The following is a 23,682-nucleotide window of genomic DNA, read 5'->3' as shown; positions in this document are numbered from 1 at the left end:
ACTACTGTAGTTTCAACGTCTTCCTTAACTGGATGACCGTCTTTGTCTACACCTTCAATGGTCACAATGACTTTTTCACCTTCAGGGACGTCGGTCACTGTGCCTGATACTGTGCCAGTCTTCGGATCAATTTCAGCGGTGATTGCACCATCTTCATGATCTAAACCACCTGGTATTGATCCACCAGCAGGATTATCCACTTTACCAGTTAAGCCATCTGTATCAGTGATTACATTACCGTTATTGTCAGTAGTTTTTGCAACTACAGTAACAGCGGAACCTTCGACAATGCCATCTGTAATCAATAATTGATGTTCGTAATTTCCATTTTCGTCCGTTTGAACTGTTCTTTCTAAACTGATTTGATTACCATTTCCGTCAAAACCAGTAACGATTAAAATAACAGTCGAGTTTGGCAATACATCCGTAGTAGTCCCAGTGATTTTTCCTTTTGAAGTAATATCAACTGTAATGGTGCCATCAACGCGATCTAAACCACCTTGATCTGGTGTGCTTGGATCATTGTCATGATCGGTCTTCAATAGGCTGTCTTCAGCTTCAACAGGGTTACCATTACGATCTACTGTTTCTGCTTTCACTGTGATGTCACCATCCGCAAAGTCTGTTGGGACTTCGGCTGTATAGTTACCATCAGCATCTACTGTTGTGGTTACTTCGCGTTCTAGAGCATTTCCGTCTTTATCTTGCCCTTTAATGGTAATTTGTACTTCAGTTCCAGCAGGAACATTGGTGACTGTACCTGAAATATCACCTGATGAACTAATTTGAGTGGTAATGGTTCCGTTAGGAATGGAGTCTTTATCGTCATCATTATTAAGCGCTGCTGCAATCCCCCCAACAACCCCCGCACCCACTAACCAAGGTAAAATTGTTGCGAGCTTACTTCCTGCTTCTGGTAGTAATACTTCTAATCCCGAAATACCATTAAAGCCTGAAACGCCATCGAACCAATATAAAACGCAATCATCTTCTTCAAAAACCAAGTCTGACTTAACATCATCATAAGTCACAAAAAAGTTTTCAATGGTAATCACATTTCCATCTTTGAGTTTTAACAGTAAGTTATTCCCATCCTGAACAAACTCAGCGACATCCTCTCGGTGCATTTTTGTATGCACAATAGAAGCTTCATTTAAAACAATTTTTTGACTATTAACATTTACTTTATTTAGAGAATCTTTTTCAACAACAATAAAATTATTCATTTTTAACTCTGATACAAAATTCAATTAATTCAGTTGCTTTAATTACTTAGTGATACCTGTTATTTCTACTGTGACGCGACGATCAGGTTGTAAACAGCTTGTCAATGCTGATTTTGGCTGAACACCTTGACATCCATCTGTCACGGGTTGGCTTTCGCCCAAACTTGAAGCAGTAATAATGTTTTCAGAAATCCCTTTCTGGATCAGTAACTGGCGTACCGTGTTCGCTCGTTCTAGTCCCAGTTTTTGGTTATACGATTCACTTCCCAATCGGTCAGTATGCCCCACCAATTTAATTGCACTGACAGAGGCATAACCCGTAGATATTTTTGAGGCTAAATCAACAATTTCATCATGACCTTTTGGTTTTAAGTCAGTTAAGGTTGAGCCGTTAAATTTAAATAAAGTATCTGCCGAAAGATCCACTGTAATGGTTTCTTCTTTTTTGATTAAAGGCTCTTCTGTGAGTGGCGCAGAGCAACTTAGTTTTTTCCCATTTTCTAAAATGAATGGGAAACCTTTTTCATTAACAGAAAGAGTGAAGTTATTCACAGCTCCATTTGTTGTGTTAATTTCAACCTCACATGACTGACAACTATTTTCGGTACAGTTCTTCACTTTGAAATTATATTGTTCAGGCTTCAAATAGTAGTTCGCCTGATTATTGATATAAAAATCTCCAGCTTTAAAATTATCTATGTAAAAGCTTATTGGACAATTTTGCTTATCAATAGTGTCGTCTGCGCAAAGTTGCTCATCTCTTTGAACAGTAATTCTTGAACTATTTTCAATCTTTTGATCTTGAAATAATAAATTATTGGGTTTCGAATATTGTGAAGTGCTACACCCATGCAACCCCAAAGCAACCGCAACAACAAGTAAAGATAACCTTGACATACTTAATCCTTAAAATAATAAAACAATCAACAAAAACAAGATTATTATTTTATTATACACATTTAATTTAATTTTTGTGACACAGTTATCATTATTGGTATTTTATTAAACTTAAGTCTTATTTTTTAGTATATATATACGCTTTAATTAGTTTTACTAATAAATAAAATCAACAATTATTTAGCCTTATGTATCTGTTTAAATTAAATTTCAACTTGAATACTAGCCAAGAGACAAATGTATCTCATTCAATAAATGGTTTATTGAACATCAAAGTAGAGTGAGCACCCACTTTACCCAGATTATCTTGGAATATAACGTTGTTTTTGTTTTGACGAGTTATTTAAAACTCGGAACCATAATTTGGAATATTGTTATCAATAACCGCTTGAATTAAATATATGGAAATTCAGATATACATATTAATGAAGAATTAAATTGAATATGCTGTAATGCTTAAATTATGCTTTCACCTTTCTATAAATATAGATACGGCTTTCATTTAAAGCTTAAAATGATGTGGATTCGATCAAGAGGGATGAGTGAAGACCATAAAATATTTATATAAGATGGTCTAGAATAAATTTGGAGACTTTTATCGAAGATAACATGTTCGCAAGTAAAATCGCGCACCGTAACTTATTGAGAGACTAGCTTAGTATTAGACAAAACTTTTATCTAAGTTTTGCCTTAAATCTGAGTTATTCGTTAGAACTTTAGTTTTTAAACTTTGGTACACCAAATCCCTATGTACACACTTTAAGATCAATCAATCAAACTCTACTTTAAACAGCTTCTGTTTGTCCCACCTGATGATAGGCACGGTTAAAATAAACCAAACTCTGATCTTGCTCACTTTGTTGAATCGCAACAATACGACAGATAAAAATGGTATGCGTACCCACTTCTTGAATTTCATCAATTTCACAATCAAAATTCACCAAAGCATCTTCTAATACAGGTGCGCCTGTTTCCAGTTCTGTCCAGACACCATGTTGAAAGCGCTCTTCTGAACTCAGTTTCGATGCAAACACATTCGAAATATGCTCATGCTGCGCACCTAGAACATTCACGGTTAAAATTTTATTTTCGACAAAATGCGTATGTGAGCGAGAGGCTTTATTCATGCAGACCAATAAAGTCGGTGGTGTATCTGTAACACTACACACCGCAGATGCAGTGAAACCATGACGATCAGACATGCCTGCCGTAGTCACAACACTCACTGCGCTGGTTAACGAAGACATTGCATTTCTAAAGTCTGTTGCTTCAATCATCATCTTGTTCCTAAATTGAACCGTACATTTTGTTTAGATTAGGCTATATCACGCGCTTCGCGTCATATAACCTCTGGCTTATAATGTGTACTTGATCAAACAAGCACATGGTTTGAACTTGAAAATGAGTTACCCATTTGATTAAACAGGTAGCACTTTCCCATCACGCGATAGAGGCGTATGAAGTTGAAAGTTCTTTACGAATAATTTCAGCACCTGCACTTAAGGCATTCAGTTTACCGCGCGCCACTTCACGTGCCAAAGGCGCCATACCGCAGTTGGTTGAAGGATAAAGCTTATCTGCATCAACAAACTGAAGTGCTTTACGCAATGTATTCGCCACTTCTTCTGCTGTTTCGATGGTGTTAGTGGCAACGTCAATCGCACCCACCATGACTTTTTTACCGCGAATCAATTCGATCAGATCCATCGGCACACGTGAGTTTTGACATTCCAGTGAAACAATGTCAATTTTAGACTGTTGTAGTTTCGGGAATGCTTCTTCGTATTGACGCCATTCTGAACCTAAAGTCTTTTTCCAATCGGTATTGGCTTTGATGCCGTAACCATAACAAATGTGAACCGCAGTTTCACACTTCAAACCTTCAAGTGCGCGTTCTAGCGTGGCTACACCCCAGTCATTCACTTCATCAAAGAACACATTAAATGCAGGTTCATCAAATTGAATGATATCGACACCTGCAGCTTCAAGTTCTAACGCTTCTTGGTTCAGAATTTTGGCAAATTCCCAAGCCAATTTTTCACGGCTTTTGTAGTGACCATCATAAAGGGTGTCGATCATGGTCATCGGACCAGGAAGTGCCCATTTAATCGGCTGAGTGGTTTGACTACGTAAAAATTTCGCATCTTCCACAAACACTGGCTTTTGACGTGAGACCGCACCCACCACCGATGGAACGCTTGCATCATAACGATTACGAATACGAACCGTTTCACGCTTTTGAAAGTCAACACCGTCAAGATGTTCAATAAAGGTGGTCACAAAGTGTTGGCGAGTCTGTTCACCATCACTCACGATATCAATGCCTGCATGTTGTTGTTCTTGCAATGACAAACGCAAAGCATCTTGTTTCGCTTCAAGCAGTTGCTCACCTTCGAGTTTCCACGGTGACCAAAGTTTTTCAGGCTCCGCAAGCCAAGAGGGTTTCGGTAAGCTACCAGCCGTTGATGTTGGTAATAAAATTGCCATTTTAAATCTTCTATCTCTAAGTTCTATTTCAGGTAAATTAAGCAGCGTTACGCTCTGCGTTGTAATTGGCAGCCCATTGCTCAAGAATGTCTTGATATGGCTTAATAAAGTTCTCTTCCGTCCATTTGCCCTGTTTCACAGCAAGCTGACCACGTTCAACTCGGTCATACACAATTCGCGTTAATGAGTAATCTGGGTACTCTAGGCTTGCTTGATAAACTTGCGCCGCTGATGAATTAGCATTGTAAATTTCAGGACGATAAATTTTCTGGAACGTTTCCATGGTGCTGATTGCGCTGATGAGTTCAAACTCTGTGTAATCACGCAGTAAATCACCCGCAAAATAGAATGCTAAAGGTGCAACACTGCCTTTTGGCATAAAGAAGCGAACCTGTAAGCCCATTTTATGGAAATACTCATCGGTACGTGAGTACTGGTCTTGTTTATACTCAACACCCAAAATTGGATGTTCATTGGTGGTACGGTAATATTTACGCGCTGTTGAAACACTCAAGCAAATCACAGGTTGTTGATTAAATTCTGCTTTAAAGGTCTCTGAGTTCACAAGGTACTGATAAAGCTTGCCGTGTAATTCACCAAATCCTTCAGGTGCGTACGAAGTCGAATTCTCTTTATTATGTTCTTTCAATACCACACTGAAATCGTAGTCACGTACATAAGAAGAGAAGCTATTGCCAATCATGCCTTCAATGCGTTGATTGGTATGATGATCGGTAATGGTACTCTTCAACATTTCAATAATCGGGAAAGCTTTACCATTGCCTTCAATGTCTAAATCAGCAGAAATAATATCAATTTCCAATGAATAACGATCACCATTTGGATTGTCTGATTGCGCTAAGGCATTGAAACGATTATTAATCATGCGAAGCGTATTACGTAGATTCTGCTCACGGCTCTCACCACGCGCCAAATTGGCAAAGTTAGTTGTTAAGCGTGTGCTATCTGCTGGTTGATAGTTTTCATCAAAACGAATGCGTTTGATTGAACATGCAAACTCTTTACTCATGGTGATTGTCATCCTAATTTTTGAGATTAAATCTAAATTGCTTGAATGGTGTAATTTATACCGCAATCACTACATGAATAAAAATGATTTAGTCTCAACACAAAGTGAGTAAAATTCATGTTTAAAATCACCTCACGTTCCAATCGGATTGAGTTTGCATAAAAGAGATCATTAAGAAACAATATATTTTATAAATATAAAACAATAAGTTATATTAAATAATCATTAATAATCTAATATAAAAAGAATAAAAATTAAATGGCGAAAAGTGGCTAGAAAGTACTGCTTCAGATGTAAATTTCGTCTCCTTAAAATCAAGGAGATGAATGAAATGATTTATTTTTTATCACACGATTTAAGCAAAATTCACATAATGCATAAGACTTGATCACTTATTGATAGTTCAATACTTTTAGAAACCAAGCTTTGATCTAATCTAGAAACGTGTGTCTGATCTCGGTGCAGATCCATGATTTTTAGAGTGCTATCAGAAGTAAAAAACTCATCAGCTTGATGTAATGGCGTATTGGGCGAACCGAATTGATTCCCCGTACATGTTGACTCATTCATTATCATGATAGATGCAGGATTATACTGACTCAGCCAAATAAGCCGCTATTTCATCTACTGTTTGTCTAGCCGTTCTGGACACGCCAATTAAGGTCGCAGATGCCATTCCTGTCCATTCCCCATAACCGACTAACCATAGATTGGGCACTTTCATCGAACGACCATTTTCCACAGCAACTGTTTGATTAGGTTCTACAAGATCAAGACTTTTCAAATGATTGAGCGCGGGCTTAAAGCCTGTACACCAGATCACTGCATCAACCTGTTGATAAGAATCATCAGACCAAATCACGCCACTTTGCTGAAATGACACAAATGGCTTCCGACTGTGTAATACGCCCCGTGCTCTCGCTTCTTTCACGGTATCAATCATCACAATATCCCCCAGACCACCTACAGGCTGATCAATACTGCGACCTTCTTGTTGTGCTTTTAAGCGCTCTGTTGCTCGAAGGAACAAGACTCGACCGTCTACATCATCTGCCAGAAACTGTGGTGGTGTCATGGTCACCCAAGTGGTTTCCGCAACTTTTGAAACTTCAGCAAGAATTTGCGCACCTGAATTTCCACCACCCACCACTAAAACACGTTTATTTTTAAACGGTTCCGCATTTACATAATCAGCAGAATGTAATTGTAGCCCTTCAAAATGTTCAACACCCTGATACTTAGGAATATAAGATTGTCCCCAAGTCCCCGTTGCACTCACGACCGCCTTTGCTTTCCAATAACGCTCATCCGCATAAACATCTAAATAGCCACGCTGCTGTTCAAGATGATCGACTTGTACTGGGCGTACGACAGGAAATTGATAACGTTGCTCATATGCGGTCAAATAGGCAATCACTTCATCACGAGTTGGGTAAGTATCTGCTGTTGTGGGCATCATCCAGCCAGATAATGAACTCCATGTATTGGGAGAAAATAGGCGAAGTGACTCCCAAGCATGTAACCATGCACCACCTGCATGTTGCTGATTATCTAAAATAATGAATGAAATCTTTTTCCGTTTTAAGAAGTAAGCTGTTGAAAGTGCTGCTTGTCCACCGCCAATAATGACGACATCTACCTCAGCTTGCAGTTGGGCCAAAACCATTCTCCTTAAAACATGTCAATTTATCATTCATTGCACGATCATTTTTTTCGATTTTGCACATGGGATTATAAGCGATTTAATGGCAATATATTTCAACTTATTACATGCTCAAAGCTTCCCCTCTGTTCAATAGAAATTGAAATAGATCAGGCAAATAAAGCCACCGACTGCCCTGACACACCATTCTGAATACAGGTCTGCATATACTCGGCATAGACCGATAATTTTTCATAAATATGCTCTGCATAGAACATATCTTCCACCAGTTGCTTGGCTTGAAGTTGATGATAACGACCGCTCACAGAAAGCAACTGTGCATTAAGATTGGAGAATCTTTCACACAATTCGATATAGCTTTGATCTTTGCGTTTAAACATTAACTGACGCATGTCGAGTTCAGCGCTGTCCATGATTTTGTCTAATGGATCCGTTGCAATAACATGAATCTTGATCATAAAAAACTGTTCAACTGCCGCAATTTTCTTCATATCAAGCTTTAAATGGGTAATTAAATATATCTGGGCGACATCTGCTCGGCACAAGGCATTTAGCAAGGCGTAATAGAAAAATTCCACATCGTCTAAGTCGGTATCATGCAGATCTAAATAAATATTCAAGGCTTGCAGGACATCATCCATTTTGATGTGCTGTTTTTTCTCGGCCTGATAGTAACGGTTTAATAGATTCAGTACAGGTAGGCTTGCTTGGCTATGATAGATGGTGGTTTGATTTAAATTTCCCAGAATAAAAGGCGAAAACAAGTAAGCTAAGCTTGATTGCTCCTGCTGAATGGCCGACTGCACGATATAATCGACTTTCGCCTTGGAAAGTTCACGTAATACTTTTGCACGTAGTAGGGTGGCTTCTAAATTGACAAATTTCTGTATCAGTTGCTTTTGCAACTTTTCTGAAAAAGCACCCTGCTCTACAAGCTCAGGAATTCTATTCAGACTCTCTGTAACAAACATGTCCGCACCATCAAGATTTATTCATTTCAAACATTTTTGATTTTTTTTCAACTCAGCAGTAGCTACAAAATCGCACTGTATGAATATAACAGAGTGTTTTTATCGACTTTCTCTGTTATATTTTTTATCACGTATTCTTGTACCTACTTCTTGAATTCCCTGTCCTGCAAAATCTGGATAATTATTCAAAGTAGGTAGTTTTGATGAAACGATCTATAATTTTATATAACACTGAAATAAACAGTGTGTGTTTAGTCAATCTCAGAACTCTATCTCTGCAAAGGGGGTTCCTATGAGCCTTGGTTTAACCGCGCTAGAGCTCGCGCGCATACAGTTTGCATTTACTGTTTCATTCCATATTATCTTTCCTGCTACTTCGATTGGCTTAGCCTGCTTTCTAGCATTACTAGAATGGAAATGGCTACGTACGCAAAACCCGATTTACAAAGATCTATTTAAATACTGGATCAAAATTTTTGCTGTCGCATTTGCCATGGGCGTCGTATCTGGCATTGTCATGTCCTATCAGTTCGGCACCAACTGGAGTGAGTTTTCCCGCATTGCAGGTTCAGTCACTGGTCCATTATTGGCTTATGAAGTGCTGAGTGCCTTTTTCCTCGAAGCAGGTTTTCTCGGCATTATGCTGTTCGGATGGGGACGTGTCGGTCCTAAAGCTCACTTTTTTGCTACCTTGATGGTTGCGATTGGTACCTGTATTTCCATGTTCTGGATTTTATCCTCCAACAGCTGGATGCAGACTCCACAAGGCTTTGCCATCGAAAATGGCATTATTGTCCCATCTGACTGGTGGGCAATTGTGTTTAATCCATCCTTCCCCTATCGCTTTGCGCATATGGCAACTGCAGCGTTTCTCGTATCTTCCTTATTGGTGGTTGGGACAGCCGCATGGCACTTATTCAAAGGTCGTCGTGATGAGCTGGTGAAAAAATCCTTCTCTATGGGACTATGGATGGTGCTCGTGACGTCTTGTCTGCAAGTGGTCATTGGGGATCAGCATGGTCTAAATACCTTGAAACATCAGCCCACTAAATTGGCTGCGATTGAAGGTCACTGGGAAACCAATCATGATCATGGCATGCCGTTACTGCTATTTGCTTTGCCTGATATGGAAAATGAACGTAATAACCTCGAGATTGGCATTCCGAATTTAGGCAGCTTAATTTTAACTCATTCTATGGATGGCAAAGTTACAGGCTTAAAAGACTTCGCTCCTGAAGATCGTCCACCTGTTCCAGTGGTGTTCTGGAGTTTCCGCGTCATGGTGGGACTCGGCATGCTGATGGTGTTGATGTCTCTGACTGCCCTATGGCTACGTAAGCAAAACCGTTTATATGAGAGCCGCTGGTTCCATCGCTTTGCAACATTTATGGGGCCTACAGGTTACATTGCCTTGCTTGCAGGTTGGGTCACTACGGAGGTCGGCAGACAACCTTGGGTGGTTTATGGCGTGATTCGTACCCAAGATGGTCTATCGCATACCGTCACCGCAGATCAAGTGGGTCTCAGTCTGATTATTTTTGTACTGGTCTACACCGTGGTTTTCGGTACAGGCATCTACTACATGTTGAAATTAATCAAGTCAGGTCCCGAGCATATCGACAGTGTCGATTCACAGCTTGCAGGTCCAGGACACTTTAAAACTCCTATGCGTCCCTTAAGTGCTGTCGAAGAATCCGTCGATGATTCAACAAGCCAAACACCTTCGAATAAGGAGAAACATCATGATTGATCTTGCATTAATCTGGGTCGGGATTATTGGCTTGGGCGTATTGATTTACGTGATCATGGATGGCTTTGATCTTGGGATTGGTATCTTGTTTCCATTTATTCAAGGACAACCAGAACGTGATGTCATGATGAATACCGTTGCCCCAGTCTGGGATGGCAATGAAACTTGGATGGTCTTGGGTGGTGCAGGTCTATTTGCCGCCTTCCCTTTGGTCTACTCCACCGTGTTATCTGCCTTGTATTTACCGATCATTTTTATGGTGATCGCCTTGATTTTCCGAGGCGTGGCTTTTGAATTTCGCTTTAAAGCCCATCGTAGTAAACCCTTATGGGATCAAGCCTTTATTTGGGGTTCATTCTTCTCCAGCTTTTTCCAAGGGGTGATTCTTGGAGCGTATATTCAAGGGATTGAAACACAAAACGGCATTTACAGTGGCGGTCCACTCGATTGGCTAACTCCATTCTCTTTGTTCGTAGGCTTGGGTGTGGTCATCATGTATAGCGCATTAGGTTGCGCATGGCTCATCATGAAAACCGAGGCTGATTTACAAGCGAAGATGTACACGCTAATGCCTAAGCTGATCATCACGCTGCTCATCGTATTTGGTGCAGTCAGTATTTATACCCCAATCAACCATCCTGAAATTGCACAGCGCTGGTTTAGCTTGCCAAATCTGTTCTATTTCAGCCCTGTGCCTGTTTTAGTCCTGATCTGCTCTAGTTTTATTTTGAAAGCATGTACGCAGCGAAAAGATAAGCAACCTTTTGTGTTAACGCTTGGTTTGGTGTTTCTGGCATTTACAGGTTTTGTAATTAGTTTATGGCCCAACATCATTCCACCTTCAGTTTCCATCTGGCAAGCAGCAGCGCCTGAATCGAGCATGAAATTTGCACTGGTTGGTGCTGTGATTCTGATTCCGATTATCTTGACTTACACCTTTATGTCCTACTGGGTATTCCGTGACAAAGTGCGTATTGGTGATGAAGGCTATCATTAAGCAAGGTGAAGCTGATGAAAAAAATGCAAAATCGTTTGAGCCCTACAGCATGGTTCATATTATTATGGTGTTTTGGTTTCTTGTCCCTAGGCTTAATTGCTGGCTTTTTTAAACTGCTACTGAGCCTAGCCTATTAAAAACGTAATGAATAAAACTTCGGATAGCGGTGCAATCACGGCTATCCCTTTCTCATATGAGCATGACACTTTATGTATAAATCAGAACAACTCGCCTTAAGCCTAAAACATCTGATTGAAACAGGGACGTGGAAAGCGCATGAGAAACTGCCCTCTTTAAGACAACAAGTCGAGATTTCTGGCTTTAGCTTAATTACCGTGATGAATGCTTATCAGGAATTGGAAGCGCAAGGACTGATCTATTCCAAAGAAAAATTAGGCTACTTCATTGCTGAAAATCCTGTACAAGCTGCCCTCGCGAAAAAAGTGGTTGTGAATGAAAAAATCGAAATTAACTCAATCGTTTTTCGATATTTAAAATCCATTCAATCTGAGAAAATTGTGCCTTTAGGCAGTGCTTTCCCCAATAGCCAACTGCTTTATTCACCAAAACTGATGCAGACCTTAGCACAGCAGGCGAAGTACCGTGTCGGTTATGAGCAAATGCCAAGCTTACCACCGGGTAACTACGAGCTACGAAAGCTAATTGCGCAACGTTACTGCATGCAAGGTATTCCCACCGATCCTTCAGATATTGTGATTACTTCGGGTGGTCTGGATGCCTTGAATCTGTCGTTAAGAGCCATGACCCAAGCAGGTGACTATATTCTGCTGCAAGAAACTGTGTTTTACGGCGCATGGCAAGCGGCAGAAAATCTCGGTTTAAAGGTGATCACCATTCCTGAACACCCGGAACATGGCTTAGATCTGGAAGCCTTTAAAAAAGCCATCACAAGCTATCCAATCAAGGTCTGCTTGCTGATGCTGAATAGCCATAACCCGATTGGATTTACCGTTAGTGATGAAATCAAATTTGAACTGGCGAAACTGCTGCATCAACATGACATCTATTTGATTGAAGATGATGTCTATGAAGAGCTTTATTATGATCAGAAAAAGCCGCTGTCCATGAAATATTATGACCAGCAGAATCTGGTGCTGCACTGCTCTTCCTTTTCCAAAACCTTAGGTGCGGGTTTCCGTGTGGGTTGGGTCTATGCAGGGAAGTTTTCAGAACATATCCAGCATTTACAATTAATGAGCACCATTTCTGTCAACTCATTTATTCAAAATGCACTGGTGGATTATCTCTCGCATCGTCATTATGAAAAACATTTGAAAGGTCTGCGTACGACTTTAAAAAGACTTAAAACTCAATATTATCAATATCTCAGCAAGAACTTACCCGAAAAATGCAGTGTACATTATTATCCATCTGGCTACTTTCTCTGGGTGACACTGCCTGAAGATGTAGACAGCAGCCGTATTTATGAAAAAATGATTCTGAATGATATTGGGATTGCCCCAAGTATTCTCTTTTATCGCAAGAATAAAAAGCAAAACCACATTCGCATCAACTGTTCCTTTGAAATGAATGAAACTATTATTCAGGCACTCGATCTCTTGATTGAACAAATTTCAGCGATGCAGGCATAATCTGCATCCTTGAGTCAATCGTGATTGTTGAAATTGCTGAAGAAGAGCTAAGCTGCTGCTCTTTACGTCAAACAACTTCCAATTGAAACAGACATTTGGGGCTAGATTCTGTGTTTTTTGCTGTCTTCAGTTTTACTGTAAAACGTATTCCCAGATCACATAGCCAATAAAAAAACCCAGAAATGAATATACAGTGATGATAAAAAACACAAACCATGCCTTATTTTTTTTAAAGAAAAAATCCATCGATGCTTGCTCATAACTCATATTAATCATCATTTTAAGCATCACATGGAGGAAGTGTAGGTACAGTTTTTAAAGAAAAAATATAACAGATACAAGTACACTAAATATTTGCTTCTTCAGTGTTTTACAGATCTGCTAATCACACACCTGTATTTTTCTATTTTCAAAAAGTGCAGAGTAGCCAAATACCTGATTTGAGCAAATGCGATCTTTCATTCCCCCCAAATAAAAAGACTGCTCAAGTGAAACACTCAAACAGTCTAGTTTTAATGAACTAAAAATCTAGATTTAGAAATTTACCGTCCATGAGAATTGTGCTGAACGCGGTGCGCCTAGGAATAAATAGTCATCTCCAGCGAAGCTGCCTGCATCACGCCAGTATTTTTTATTGAACAGATTATCCACATTTAGACGCAAGGTATTGTCATAACCATAGGCACGGAAGTTATAAGCTGAACCCACATCAAATACGGTATAACTCGGAACTTTAACTGAACCTACCTTGTTGGCATATTTGCTGCTGCTGTACTGCAACCCTGCCAATAGGCGTAAACCGTCTACTTGCGGCAAGCTATATGATAGATGACTTGCGAAACGGACAGTCGGTACATTCTGAGTTTGATGCCCTTGATATTCGGCGACATCAACTCCTGTTAAACGTGAACGGATCAATGCCAAAGTCGAAGTCATATCAAGATTTTCAGCCAAGCGACCTTGCAAGCCTAACTCCAAACCTAAATTATGCTGTTCACCTTCAGTCAAGTAGTAATTATCTGAATTGGTATATTGATTGTCTTGTGTTAAATCAAATACGGCTGCGGTAAACAACATTGCCTGCCATTGTTGTTTAATTCCCAGTTCATATTGGGTTGAATGAACAGGTGCTAAAGTCACACCTGCATTCCCTTCAATACCTTTATCCGCATTACCAAATGCCATCCACGGCGCCTGTCCTCCATCACTTAAGCCTTTGGCATAAGATGCATAGACATGGGTACGTTCCCACGGTTGATACATCACCGCCATTTGTGGCAAGAAACGGTTAAAATTAGTGTCGCGGATTTGTCTGCCGTCCGCTGCATACGCCTTCTCATCTAAATGCAGCAACTTACCGCCTAACAGCACTGACCATTGAGTATTAAAGTCAATTTGATCCAATAGGTTTAAAGCAGTTTGTTCACTATTTAATGATTTGTAATGATTACCTAAGGTTTTTTCACTCGGAATATATTCAATAGGATCACTATTCATATTCCCTGTAGCTTCAAAAGCATCGCTTACGGGTTGAAAAATCGCATCATATTGAGCACGACGTTTATATGTCTGTGACAATTCTAAACTGAGGTGATGTTGCCAAGTTCCTGTATTAAATTGACCGTTGAGCCCCGTTTTCACTTGATTGGTCAAATAGGTGTCATTGGGACTACGGAAATCATAAATATCGTAATTGCCATTTTGGTCAAAGGTATTGCCCAAACCAGTATATTGGCAAATGCTGCTGTAGCATCCCCATGGAAATGCTGAGTAGTCATCTACCACCACACGGCTGTGTGATGCAGCCACATTTGCGGCCCAGCTGTCATTGAACTTGTAGGTGTATTTTAAACCTGTATTAAAGCTTTCATTGGTGACAGGTTTGCCCCAGCTTTGGTAGCCAAGTAATCGATCCCATTCCACACCAGTCGGCACGGTTGTACCATCAAGTAACTGATAACCTGGCACAGAGCGTTGACGCTGACGTTGTGATTCAATATCAAATTCAAGTTTGGATCGATCTGAAACTTTCCAGTCCAAAGCCAGAGAACCAAACAGTCGCTGACCATCCGCATGGTCTACATATGGATGAATTTCTTCTTTTGCAACATTCAATCGATAACCAAACTGCTGCTGATCTCCAAGTAGACCACCTAAATCGGTCGCTACACGATTACCGCCATGACTATCTCCTTCAACAGTAATGGAGCGAATATCTTTCGGACGCTTGGTCACGTAGTTGACTACACCTCCTGGTGTCGACATCCCACTTTGAATCGCACTGATTCCCTTTAAAATTTCGACCTGCTCTTTGTTTTCAAGCGCAACATTTTGCTCACCGCGCAACAGGTTGCCATTCATGAGATAACTTGATCCCGCATTTAAGCTAAAACCACGCATCACAAAGTTTTGATAATAACCAATTGGTGCATAGCCATCGCCAACCGCAGCATCATTTTTGACCACATCAGTTAAGGTTTTGGCATGTTGATCTGCAATAAGTGCCGCTGTAACGGTGCGAATCGAGGCTGGAATTTCTGCAATGTTTTGCTGAGTAAAACCCGATAAATTCACTTTCGGTTGATAATATGCCGTTTCTGCGCTTTCCGCAGTGACAGTAATGGTTGCCAATTGCTGTGTATCAGTTTCATCTGCTGCATGTGTTAATGCTGAACTGAGTCCAATACATGAAAATGAACCAACTGCCAGCAATGTTTTTTGTAGTCGAGAAAATGAAAATGGATACGTATTCACAGTAATTGCCTAACCCCAAAAGATAATCTTACAACCTGAATTTTGCGGGCATGAGTATTCACAATTTTTAAGCATTGAACAATGCTTTTCTGCGACATATTTCAGGTTTTTTCTGCATGGTTTTGCAGTGCGTTGCTGCACACCGAATGTGACTCAAGCATAACGCTCAAAATTCAAAATTAGATTTAAGATTATTTTGTACGCTCCTACAAACGTTGGAAAATGTTTTGAATACTTTGGATAACCCACGTGCGCACTTCCAAGTCATCGCAATGGTTATACCATTGGCACTGACATTTAACGGTTTCAACGCAAACGGCAGTTCAAACTCTTTCACTTCACTATTACGCTCATAGACTGTTATGTCACGCGGAGGCAACGTGTCCAAGAGACACGAATTGGTTACGACATCGAATAGATATCTATAAATGGTACTTTTACCTTTATCGACAATACTTTCATATCCACCCGCTAATCCCCAAAGTTGAATTGCTTTGAACGCATTGGCACCAAAGGAAATACACATCCTAATTTCAGAAAACTGGGCTGCCGCTTCAAATAAATGGACCTCTAAATTTGGCTTTTAAACCAATTGGGTGGTGATTGAGTGGTGAATGCTAATCCAGCCATCCCCCCATCTATAACTACAGCACCTTTTAACTTCTTATCTATTTTTAGTCGCCCTTATTAAATTACTTAGATTTTGTCTCCTCTCAATAAAAAAGCCCTAAATAGGGCTTTTTACATCACGTCAAAGTCTTAGAAACGATAATGCACACTCATCACAGCGTTTCGCGGTGTGCCATAGTTCATGCTGTTGGCACCAATGCCATCGTAATAAACTTCATCAAAGATATTTTCGACATTCAGTTGCAGTTTGATGTTCGGATCGACTTGATAACCTAACATTAAACTGGTCAACCAGACCTCATCTTGTTCGATACGATCGCTGCCAGTGCCAGTATAGGTTTTACTACGATAATTGAGACCTGCGCCTGCACTCCACTGATCCAGTTTATATTTAACAAATAAATTTGAGGTGGTACGCGCGCTGGTGGTCGTGACTTTATTACCCTCAGCATCTTTCGCCTCAAAATTAGCAATCCCAAAATTTACGCCCCAATGATCATTAATCTCTCCGTCTAATTCAAACTCAACCCCTTTACTGACCACGCCATCTACCCCACGATATGCCTTTTCAGAAAGTTCAACTCCATTTACATGAACTTTTCCTCCAGGAATTTCCTCTGCAAAATTGGTTTGCTCAATACGGAAAGCAGACAGTGCCGTATTCAAACGTCCCGAAAAGAACTCGCTTTTAATTCCTGTTTCATAATTTTTCCCTATGATCGGATCAAGATAATTCCCTTCGGCATCACGGCGATTTTGAGGTTTAAACATATCGGAATAACTGGCATACCATGAATGATCCTGAGCAAAGTCATAGATCACGCCAAAATACGGGGTAAATTCATGCTCAAACTCCCGATCGCCTTTGCTATCCGATGCCTTGAACTGCCAATCGGACAATCTTGCACCTGCGACAATTTTTAAGGGATCTAAAATTTGAAATTTACCTGAGATATAAACCCCTTGTTGTGTGGTTTCATTCAAAGCCAAACTTTTAGGATTGGTAATTGGAGTCAATAACTGGGTATTCATATTGGAAAAATCCAGTTGATTTGGAGTGTTAATCATTAAATCCCCATCTTTACCCTGTATCGTTCCATATTTGTTTTTGACAATTTCGACTTTATTCCATGAACCACCCAGCACAATTTCCTGCTCTCGACCTGCAATGGTAAAGGGTGCATTCACATACACATCGACATTGTTTTCATCATTTCGTACATCGGATGAATACACCGAAACAGCCCCTAAGCTCTTGTTGGTGGCTTTATCTACTTTACCAGCCACATACAGCAACGCGGTTTCTTTATCATCTCGACGATAGGTATAGGCAACATTTAAGTGAATATCTTGATAAAGCTTTTGTTTGATCGAAGCAAAAACGGCTGTGGTATTCACATCCCAATAGGTCCAATCTGAACTGACCGTCAAGGAGCGATCAAATTGGGTTTGCGTACCATCATTATAAAAAGCGGGTAAACCACCCCATCGAATCCCATCCCGTTGTAACTGTTGATAGGTTGCCGCAAGCGACATACTGGTAGAATCGCTTAAATCATAGTCCAATGCGCCATAAAGGACATTACGCTCTTTGGCATAAAAATCCATAAACGAATCTTCTTGCGAATGTTTCACCAACATGCGTCCACGTAATGAACCATCTTCATTCAATGCACCAGAAAGATCTGCCGAGCTAGAAAAGTTATTCCAAGACCCGGCGGAAGCCTCAATGTTTCCAGTCAGTTCTGTTGCATTGGCATGTTTACGAATAAAGTTTAATCCCATAGCAGGATTACCAGCACCCGTCATTAAACCATTTGCCCCTTTGACTACCTCCACCCGATCAAAAATTCCTAAATCAAAATCACCTTCAGCCAAGGACATGGTGGTAGGTAAACCATCAATCAGGTAATAGTCAATTTGAAAGCCTCGGGCATAGTAACTCTGGCGCTCATCGGTTCGTGTTGCCGTCACTCCCGTCACATTACGCATTAAATCTTGGAATGACTCGATATTACGGTCGTCTAAATATTCACGGGTATAGACTTTCACCGCCTGTGGCGTATCTCTTAAAGAAAGATTTAATTTCGTTGCCGTGTTACTCCTGCCTGTGGTGTAACTTCCCGTATCTTCCGTGACAGCAGTTTTATCCTCAGCCTTTAAGGTAATAATTTCTAATTGCGATACGGGCTCATGACTTACCTCTTCGTCACTGGTTTCCGCATGCGCAAAGCTTATAGCGCTAGAAGATAAAAAGATGATTTGCATGGCAAGATACAAGGGCTTGGGTGCAGACATAGAGAATTTATTCATATCAAGAAATTCGCGAGAAAATTAAAATGAAGTTGTAAGAGGACTGAACTTTTTGCACTTAAACCTATGTGCTCGAGATGACAACATCTTCACAGGCTTTACAAACTAAAAAATGATTCAAGACTTCCTTTTATAGAAAGCTCCAAAATGAGAACAAGTACTCATCAGTCCATTGAAATAAAATAATAAAACACTTTGAATAATAATGATACTTATTATCATTTATATTTATTTTTTAAATCTTCTCGACTAAACTCCTGATTGCATGACGACTCAAAATACTTTCAGCAGCAAAAAAAAATCCTAGAAGCAACTCAAGTAGCCACTTCTAGGTTTTATACAAATAAGTATTTATTGTAAAAGCAATTTCCTGCTTGATCTTTACTAAGCTAGTGTCTAGTAACCACGTACCACATCGACTTCATTCAATAATCGCTTACCCGCCATCACATACTGATCATTTTGCACAATTTGCTGAACCACCACATTTAAGTCCGCATGCGAAGCAATATGTGGGGTCACCACAATATTAGGATGATGCCACAATGGATTCTCAGGGCTTAATGGTTCTTGTTCAAATACATCTAAAATTGCCCCACTTAAATGTCCTGCATCAAGTGCGGCCAATAAATCTGACGCATTTAAATGCCCGCCACGCCCCGTATTAATAATGGCAGCACCCTGAGGTAACAACTCAAAAGTTTGAGCAGAAAGGATATTTTTGGTTTCTGCAGTTAACGGCAGCAAATTAATTAACACTTGAGGATGTTGAATAAACTCTGCAAATTCTTCTTTACCCGCAAAAGTCCGTACACCATCTATATTCTTGGCTGAATTAGACCACCCCACCACTGGATAACCCATATCGCGTAGTTTTAAAGCAATATGATGCCCCAGTTCCCCTAGTCCCATAATCCCCACACAGAACTCTGATGATGGGCGTTGCGGAAGTTGTTGCCAAATTGCCTGTTGATTGTTTTTCAGGTAGCTGTCGAAATGACGCTGGAAATATAAAATACCCCAAAGCAAATAGTTCAGCATGGCAGACTTATGACTACTGTCCACAATACGACAGACCTTATATTTACCCTCCAGCGCTTGAATGTTGAGATGCTCAACCCCTGCTGCCATTGAATGCACCAATTCCAAATTTGGCAAATCCAACAACTTATCTACATTCGGAAACCAGCATGCTGCCGTTGTGGCATGTTGTGCTCTTATATCATCCATACCGCAATAGCTATCTGGCGGCGCATATTTATCAAATGCTTCCCAAACAATTTTCTCAATGGCAGGAATATCCGTCGCAATGACAATCATTCACTTTCTCCTTGTGAGTCTAGGCTCAACCTAAACTTGTTATTTTGACTTAAACCGTTACTTATAAATTAAGATGCGATATACCAGATCAGGTGTGAAGAATTACTCAATAGCTATTAGTCAAACAAAGAAACCACTTTGTTTGACCGCACTTTGTGATGCAAAAATTCAATTTTCTTAAGCCAACAGACATAAAGTACATTGGGTTTTTTCTGACTGATCTAGAAGATGATCACTTGCAATAACTGTATCGATCTCGCATTCACACCACTACAATTGTAAAACATCTCGAATGCAGGATTTATGCAGAGCTAACATTTCTCGTGTCCTTATGGTTTTCGTTATAAAGCTTGATTTTTTTCTTTTAATTCAAATTACCACGGACATTTTCAGAACATCGGAATAAAATTCGTTATCAGATTGCGCCTACAATTTATTTAGATTTAACGATGTAGATGAAACCTTTGATGACTATTCAAGATTAATCACATAATTTATCAATTTATATATCAAGTGTCTTGGTTTCAATATTGGTCATCCTATTTATTCAGACGATGCATAAATCACTGGAGAGTTATCATAATTGCTTGCAATTTGGGCATTACTTTAACTTTACAAAGCCTTTTAAAATCATTATTTTGACCGAGTTGTAGATAGGTATCAAAATTTAGATATCTCTCCCAAGGCTTTAGCAATCTTGTTTTACTCATGATTAAACTGGATTATTTGCTGTTTTTATCGGCACATCTTCTACAATAGTTTAATTCTGTTAAAGAAAAAATTGTTATAGTCTTCTCTCAAGTTCTTTTATAGTGATCTTATACGGAACATATGCATGAATTCAGAACGCCAACAAAATTTTCTTTTACGTAAAGAAAAAATCTTAGCAATGGCCGAGAAGCTATTACTTGATAACAATCAAGACATTACTCTCGAAGAGCTTGCATCCGAGCTAGATATTGCGAAAGGCACGATTTACAAGCATTTCGACAGTAAAAATCAACTGTATTTAGAACTCATTATTCTAAACGAACAACGTTTGCTTGATATCTCTCATAAATTCAATACCGACATTCATACCTACGTTTCCGAATACATGCTCTACAACATGTTAAATTCGAACCGTACTATTTTGTTGCATGTGATTGAAGAACGTTTGACCAACAATGAGCGTAAACTCAATAACTTATTTGATGAACTTTATAAAATTCGTGAAGCTCGCATTTTAAGTATCAAAGAAATTACTGAAAAATATTTGAAAGAAAGTAACAGTGCGATGTCGATTCGTGACTATCAATCTTATGTTTGGACAGTAACTTACGGCGCGTGCTTACTGCTGAATTCAACACATTACCAAAAATCGATTGGTTCACGTGAACGTTTGATTCAGCTGTATATTAATCAGGTGCTGATGACCCCAGACAAAACGGGGAAATAATAAAAAAGGAGATCAATTCAGATCTCCTTTTTATTTACACTCACCTAAACCACCGTACTATTCATCATGTAGAATTAAAATAAGCACGATTCCCGATGCTAATTTTATTGCAAATTGACATTCCCAGTGCCAGGCCTTTTTTCGAAGAAATGACGCCTGCATTTAGCCCACTTGCAGAAGATATTAATCAAGAAACAGGGCTGATTTGGAAAATCTGGATCGAAAATCCGAATACCCAATAAGCTAGCGGTATCTACCTATTCAATGCAATGGAAAAAGCCACTCAATAGTTGACCATGCACAACGCACACTTCGGTATTACACATATTCGCAGTAAAGTCTTTTAGCTCAATACTCTGTTTCGAAAATGAATCGTTCGCCACTTTAGTATATAAGTCCTGAAATTATGTCAGGACTTATCATTACTTAAATGTAAAGTTTCTAATAAGGTTGGCTGGACTGGAGTTCCTGCTTGATCATGCAGATAAACTTGTACCACCTTAAACACAATCACCACGGCTAAGCAGGTCGCGATACAGAAGATCCAGAACCCAAATGGACTACGAATATTATGGGAGCCACAATTCGGACATTCTTTCACATCTGAATCAACCACTAAGTCGCAGCAAGCACAATGGTATTGGTACAGCATAGGTATTCTCCTATTTGACTGCAGTCGTTGTTTTTATTTTCACACTCCCAAGCATAAGGAAATGTAATCTTACTTCATGTTATGTGACTATTTGTAAATGTACAAGCAAAGTCATGCAGAAAAGTCGACTGTAACGTTCAAATTTGATATAGCGGTCACTAGCCTTCTGTTTTACTTTTTCTTTTCTTTAATGGTGATGAATTTAAAGATGTAATGAGGTTTATAAGTTTTGATCCAATGTCACTATGCCAATTATTCTAGTAAACTACACACAAATTCAGTCATTCAGTCGAGGACTTATCGATGGTAAAACTCATCAAAAAAGGAGGACTCCGTGAGCGTGCAAACCGCAGTCATAAATTTCAGGGTTCCGAAAACACTGAAACAACGCTCAAACCAAACAGTTATGCAGATACTGCAAAGAAGACTGAAATCGAAAATACCACTTCAACACCAATTTCAATAGCGGATACTACACCCAAAACATCTGAATAGCGTCGTACCATAGCCAAATGGCAAATACCAGAAACAATGCACCTGATAATATATCGATATAATGCCCTGCACGTTGATATAAGGCTTTGATTTTTGGTGTCGACATGATGAACATGAATAAACTAAACACCAAAAAAGTTTGAATAGGAATAATGACCGCCAATTGTGATTTTAAATTGGCATTCGCAGAAGAACCCAAAGCCAAAGAAAATACGCTACTAAAATAAATCAGCGTCTTTGGATTGGATAAATTGGTGAATAAGCCTAAAAGAAAAAACTTCTGCTTTCCTTCTGGCATGCTCAATGTTCCCTCTAACTGCGGACTCTGCGCTGAGTTTAGACCTTCCTTCAGCATTCCCCATCCCATACGAGCAAGAAAGAATCCCCCAATTAACATTAAAACTTGCTGAATCCACGGGAACTGTTCAATCAGCACGGTAAAGCCCAACAAGGTGAGTACCACCCAAACCACAATCCCCGCGGAAATGCCAAGAATGATTTTCAAGGTATTTAATCGTGTTGTGGAAGCCGAACTTTTGGCGATCAGCAGTACATCGGGACCAGGGGTCAATTGAGCAACAAAGTGCAAAGCACAGATGGTAAGGAGTAAAGACATATTGTTATAAAGCAGTTAAATTGCATGAGTGCCTGATTATAACGCTTGTTCAATTTTTTACTGTATTTATCACATATAAAAAAACCGAAGGATCTTCGAAGATACTTCGGTTTAATAATAGATTGAATGAATCTAATTATTTATTAATATCTTTCATTTCAATTTTCTTGGCTTCTGGTGTCACTTCACGTGCTTCACCATCAATTACGCTAGAATCGCGGTATTGACCGCCAGTCTGCTGATTTTGTATATCTTGCATTTGGCGCATTAAATCGGCAAAAGGATTTTGTCCTTGCGCTCCGCCCATGCCGCCATTCATATCTCCCATCATGCCACCCATCATTTTATTCATCATGGCTTGCTGACGTTTCATCATGGTTTTCATAAGCGCTGCTTGTAATGCGGTTTGTACTGCTGGAATAAGCAACAGTACCGCGAGTACATCACTGATTAAACCTGGAATTAACAATAGAAAACCCGCAAAAATCTTCGGCAAGTTCCCTGTAAATGCAGGATCACCACTCATTTGTCCAGTTTGCATTTGTTGCATTTGCGGCATAATCCCAGCCGAATATTTACGGACAATATTTAGTCCAATAAAGAAGGCTGCGACAAACCAGAAAAACACGTACCACATACTGCCGACGAGATCACCTACGCCGATCCAGACGAATACTTCCAGAATTAAGCCAGCAAGAACAATCAGAAATAATTTCATGAAAACTAATCAAATCTCTAAAATAAAAATAAAGGTCATCATCTAAAAGTTTACTTAAACTTTATTTTTTGATGACTAAAAATATCTATAAGGGCTTTTTTTGATTTTTAAA

Annotated in this window: 21 protein-coding genes; 6 read left to right on the top strand and 15 right to left on the bottom strand. The window is 39.6% G+C overall.

Going from position 1 to position 23,682, the window contains the following annotated elements; genetic code table 11:
- From MKI85_RS01810 to MKI85_RS01780, 7 genes are all read right to left on the bottom strand, one after another.
- Positions 1-1,226, bottom strand: a 1,226-nt coding sequence (locus MKI85_RS01810; protein ID WP_241624439.1) for a BapA/Bap/LapF family prefix-like domain-containing protein, incomplete at its 3' end; no start/stop codon positions are given.
- A gap of 42 nt (positions 1,227-1,268) precedes the next feature.
- Positions 1,269-2,123 carry an OmpA family protein gene (locus tag MKI85_RS01805; RefSeq protein ID WP_241624411.1) on the bottom strand — a complete coding sequence of 285 codons (855 nt, stop codon included), beginning with the start codon at positions 2,121-2,123 and terminating at the stop codon, positions 1,269-1,271.
- A gap of 785 nt (positions 2,124-2,908) precedes the next feature.
- Complete coding sequence (locus tag MKI85_RS01800; RefSeq protein ID WP_241624409.1) at positions 2,909-3,400, bottom strand: flavin reductase; 492 nt, start codon at positions 3,398-3,400, stop codon at positions 2,909-2,911.
- Positions 3,401-3,563: 163 nt separating this feature from the next.
- Complete coding sequence (locus tag MKI85_RS01795) at positions 3,564-4,610, bottom strand: methionine synthase (protein ID WP_241624408.1); 1,047 nt, start codon at positions 4,608-4,610, stop codon at positions 3,564-3,566.
- Between the two features lie 37 nt (positions 4,611-4,647).
- Entirely contained in the window at positions 4,648-5,640 is a 993-nt protein-coding gene (locus tag MKI85_RS01790; RefSeq protein WP_241624406.1) for a DUF1852 domain-containing protein, read from the bottom strand.
- A 589-nt stretch (positions 5,641-6,229) separates the two neighbouring features.
- Positions 6,230-7,300, bottom strand: a complete 1,071-nt coding sequence (locus tag MKI85_RS01785) for an ArsO family NAD(P)H-dependent flavin-containing monooxygenase (protein ID WP_241624404.1) — start codon at positions 7,298-7,300, stop codon at positions 6,230-6,232.
- A gap of 152 nt (positions 7,301-7,452) precedes the next feature.
- A complete protein-coding gene (locus MKI85_RS01780) occupies positions 7,453-8,274 on the bottom strand; it encodes a hypothetical protein (protein ID WP_241624402.1) in 822 nt (273 codons plus the stop codon).
- 292 nt (positions 8,275-8,566) lie between these two features.
- Between MKI85_RS01780 and MKI85_RS01775 the strand changes: the two genes are divergently transcribed.
- The 3 genes from MKI85_RS01775 to MKI85_RS01760 all read left to right on the top strand — a co-directional run bounded on the left by MKI85_RS01775 (position 8,567) and on the right by MKI85_RS01760 (position 12,634).
- Positions 8,567-10,024 (top strand): cytochrome ubiquinol oxidase subunit I, encoded by a 1,458-nt coding sequence (locus MKI85_RS01775; RefSeq protein WP_241624400.1) that lies wholly within the window; start codon positions 8,567-8,569, stop codon positions 10,022-10,024.
- Positions 10,017-11,021 (top strand): cytochrome d ubiquinol oxidase subunit II, encoded by a 1,005-nt coding sequence (cydB, locus tag MKI85_RS01770; protein ID WP_241624398.1) that lies wholly within the window; start codon positions 10,017-10,019, stop codon positions 11,019-11,021. The genes MKI85_RS01775 and cydB overlap by 8 nt, the downstream gene beginning before the upstream one ends.
- A gap of 209 nt (positions 11,022-11,230) precedes the next feature.
- Positions 11,231-12,634 (top strand): aminotransferase-like domain-containing protein, encoded by a 1,404-nt coding sequence (locus tag MKI85_RS01760; RefSeq protein ID WP_241624396.1) that lies wholly within the window; start codon positions 11,231-11,233, stop codon positions 12,632-12,634.
- Between the two features lie 132 nt (positions 12,635-12,766).
- Here the strand turns inward: MKI85_RS01760 and MKI85_RS16940 are convergent, their stop codons facing one another.
- From MKI85_RS16940 to MKI85_RS01740, 5 genes are all read right to left on the bottom strand, one after another.
- Positions 12,767-12,880: a hypothetical protein gene (locus tag MKI85_RS16940; protein ID WP_413351771.1), complete on the bottom strand. Its 114-nt coding sequence runs from the start codon at positions 12,878-12,880 to the stop codon at positions 12,767-12,769.
- 288 nt (positions 12,881-13,168) lie between these two features.
- The gene (locus MKI85_RS01755) at positions 13,169-15,388 is read right to left on the bottom strand and encodes a TonB-dependent siderophore receptor (RefSeq protein ID WP_241624394.1); all 2,220 of its coding nucleotides are present in this window, start codon (positions 15,386-15,388) and stop codon (positions 13,169-13,171) included.
- Positions 15,389-15,554: 166 nt separating this feature from the next.
- Positions 15,555-15,914 carry a hypothetical protein gene (locus MKI85_RS01750; protein WP_241624392.1) on the bottom strand — a complete coding sequence of 120 codons (360 nt, stop codon included), beginning with the start codon at positions 15,912-15,914 and terminating at the stop codon, positions 15,555-15,557.
- A 233-nt stretch (positions 15,915-16,147) separates the two neighbouring features.
- Entirely contained in the window at positions 16,148-18,316 is a 2,169-nt protein-coding gene (locus MKI85_RS01745; protein WP_241624390.1) for a TonB-dependent siderophore receptor, read from the bottom strand.
- A 411-nt stretch (positions 18,317-18,727) separates the two neighbouring features.
- On the bottom strand, positions 18,728-19,651 hold the full coding sequence (locus MKI85_RS01740; RefSeq protein ID WP_241624388.1) for a 2-hydroxyacid dehydrogenase: 924 nt from the start codon (positions 19,649-19,651) through the stop codon (positions 18,728-18,730).
- 835 nt (positions 19,652-20,486) lie between these two features.
- Between MKI85_RS01740 and MKI85_RS01735 the strand changes: the two genes are divergently transcribed.
- Positions 20,487-21,089 carry a TetR/AcrR family transcriptional regulator gene (locus MKI85_RS01735; protein WP_241624386.1) on the top strand — a complete coding sequence of 201 codons (603 nt, stop codon included), beginning with the start codon at positions 20,487-20,489 and terminating at the stop codon, positions 21,087-21,089.
- Positions 21,090-21,184: 95 nt separating this feature from the next.
- A complete protein-coding gene (locus MKI85_RS16890; protein WP_281070013.1) occupies positions 21,185-21,331 on the top strand; it encodes a YdhR family protein in 147 nt (48 codons plus the stop codon).
- A gap of 167 nt (positions 21,332-21,498) precedes the next feature.
- Here MKI85_RS16890 and MKI85_RS01725 read toward each other — a convergent pair whose 3' ends face one another.
- Positions 21,499-21,741 carry an FmdB family zinc ribbon protein gene (locus MKI85_RS01725; protein WP_100241493.1) on the bottom strand — a complete coding sequence of 81 codons (243 nt, stop codon included), beginning with the start codon at positions 21,739-21,741 and terminating at the stop codon, positions 21,499-21,501.
- A 303-nt stretch (positions 21,742-22,044) separates the two neighbouring features.
- Between MKI85_RS01725 and MKI85_RS01720 the strand changes: the two genes are divergently transcribed.
- The gene (locus MKI85_RS01720) at positions 22,045-22,236 is read left to right on the top strand and encodes a hypothetical protein (RefSeq protein ID WP_241624382.1); all 192 of its coding nucleotides are present in this window, start codon (positions 22,045-22,047) and stop codon (positions 22,234-22,236) included.
- Here the strand turns inward: MKI85_RS01720 and MKI85_RS01715 are convergent.
- On the bottom strand, positions 22,214-22,852 hold the full coding sequence (locus tag MKI85_RS01715; RefSeq protein ID WP_241624380.1) for a LysE family transporter: 639 nt from the start codon (positions 22,850-22,852) through the stop codon (positions 22,214-22,216). The genes MKI85_RS01720 and MKI85_RS01715 overlap by 23 nt on opposite strands.
- A 136-nt stretch (positions 22,853-22,988) precedes the next feature.
- On the bottom strand, positions 22,989-23,570 hold the full coding sequence (locus MKI85_RS01710) for an FxsA family protein (protein WP_241624378.1): 582 nt from the start codon (positions 23,568-23,570) through the stop codon (positions 22,989-22,991).
- Positions 23,571-23,682 lie beyond the last annotated feature (112 nt).

The sequence above is a fragment of the Acinetobacter zhairuonensis genome (assembly GCF_022601715.1).
Lineage (GTDB): Bacteria > Pseudomonadota > Gammaproteobacteria > Pseudomonadales > Moraxellaceae > Acinetobacter.
This window is presented reverse-complemented; position numbering and strand designations above follow the sequence as displayed.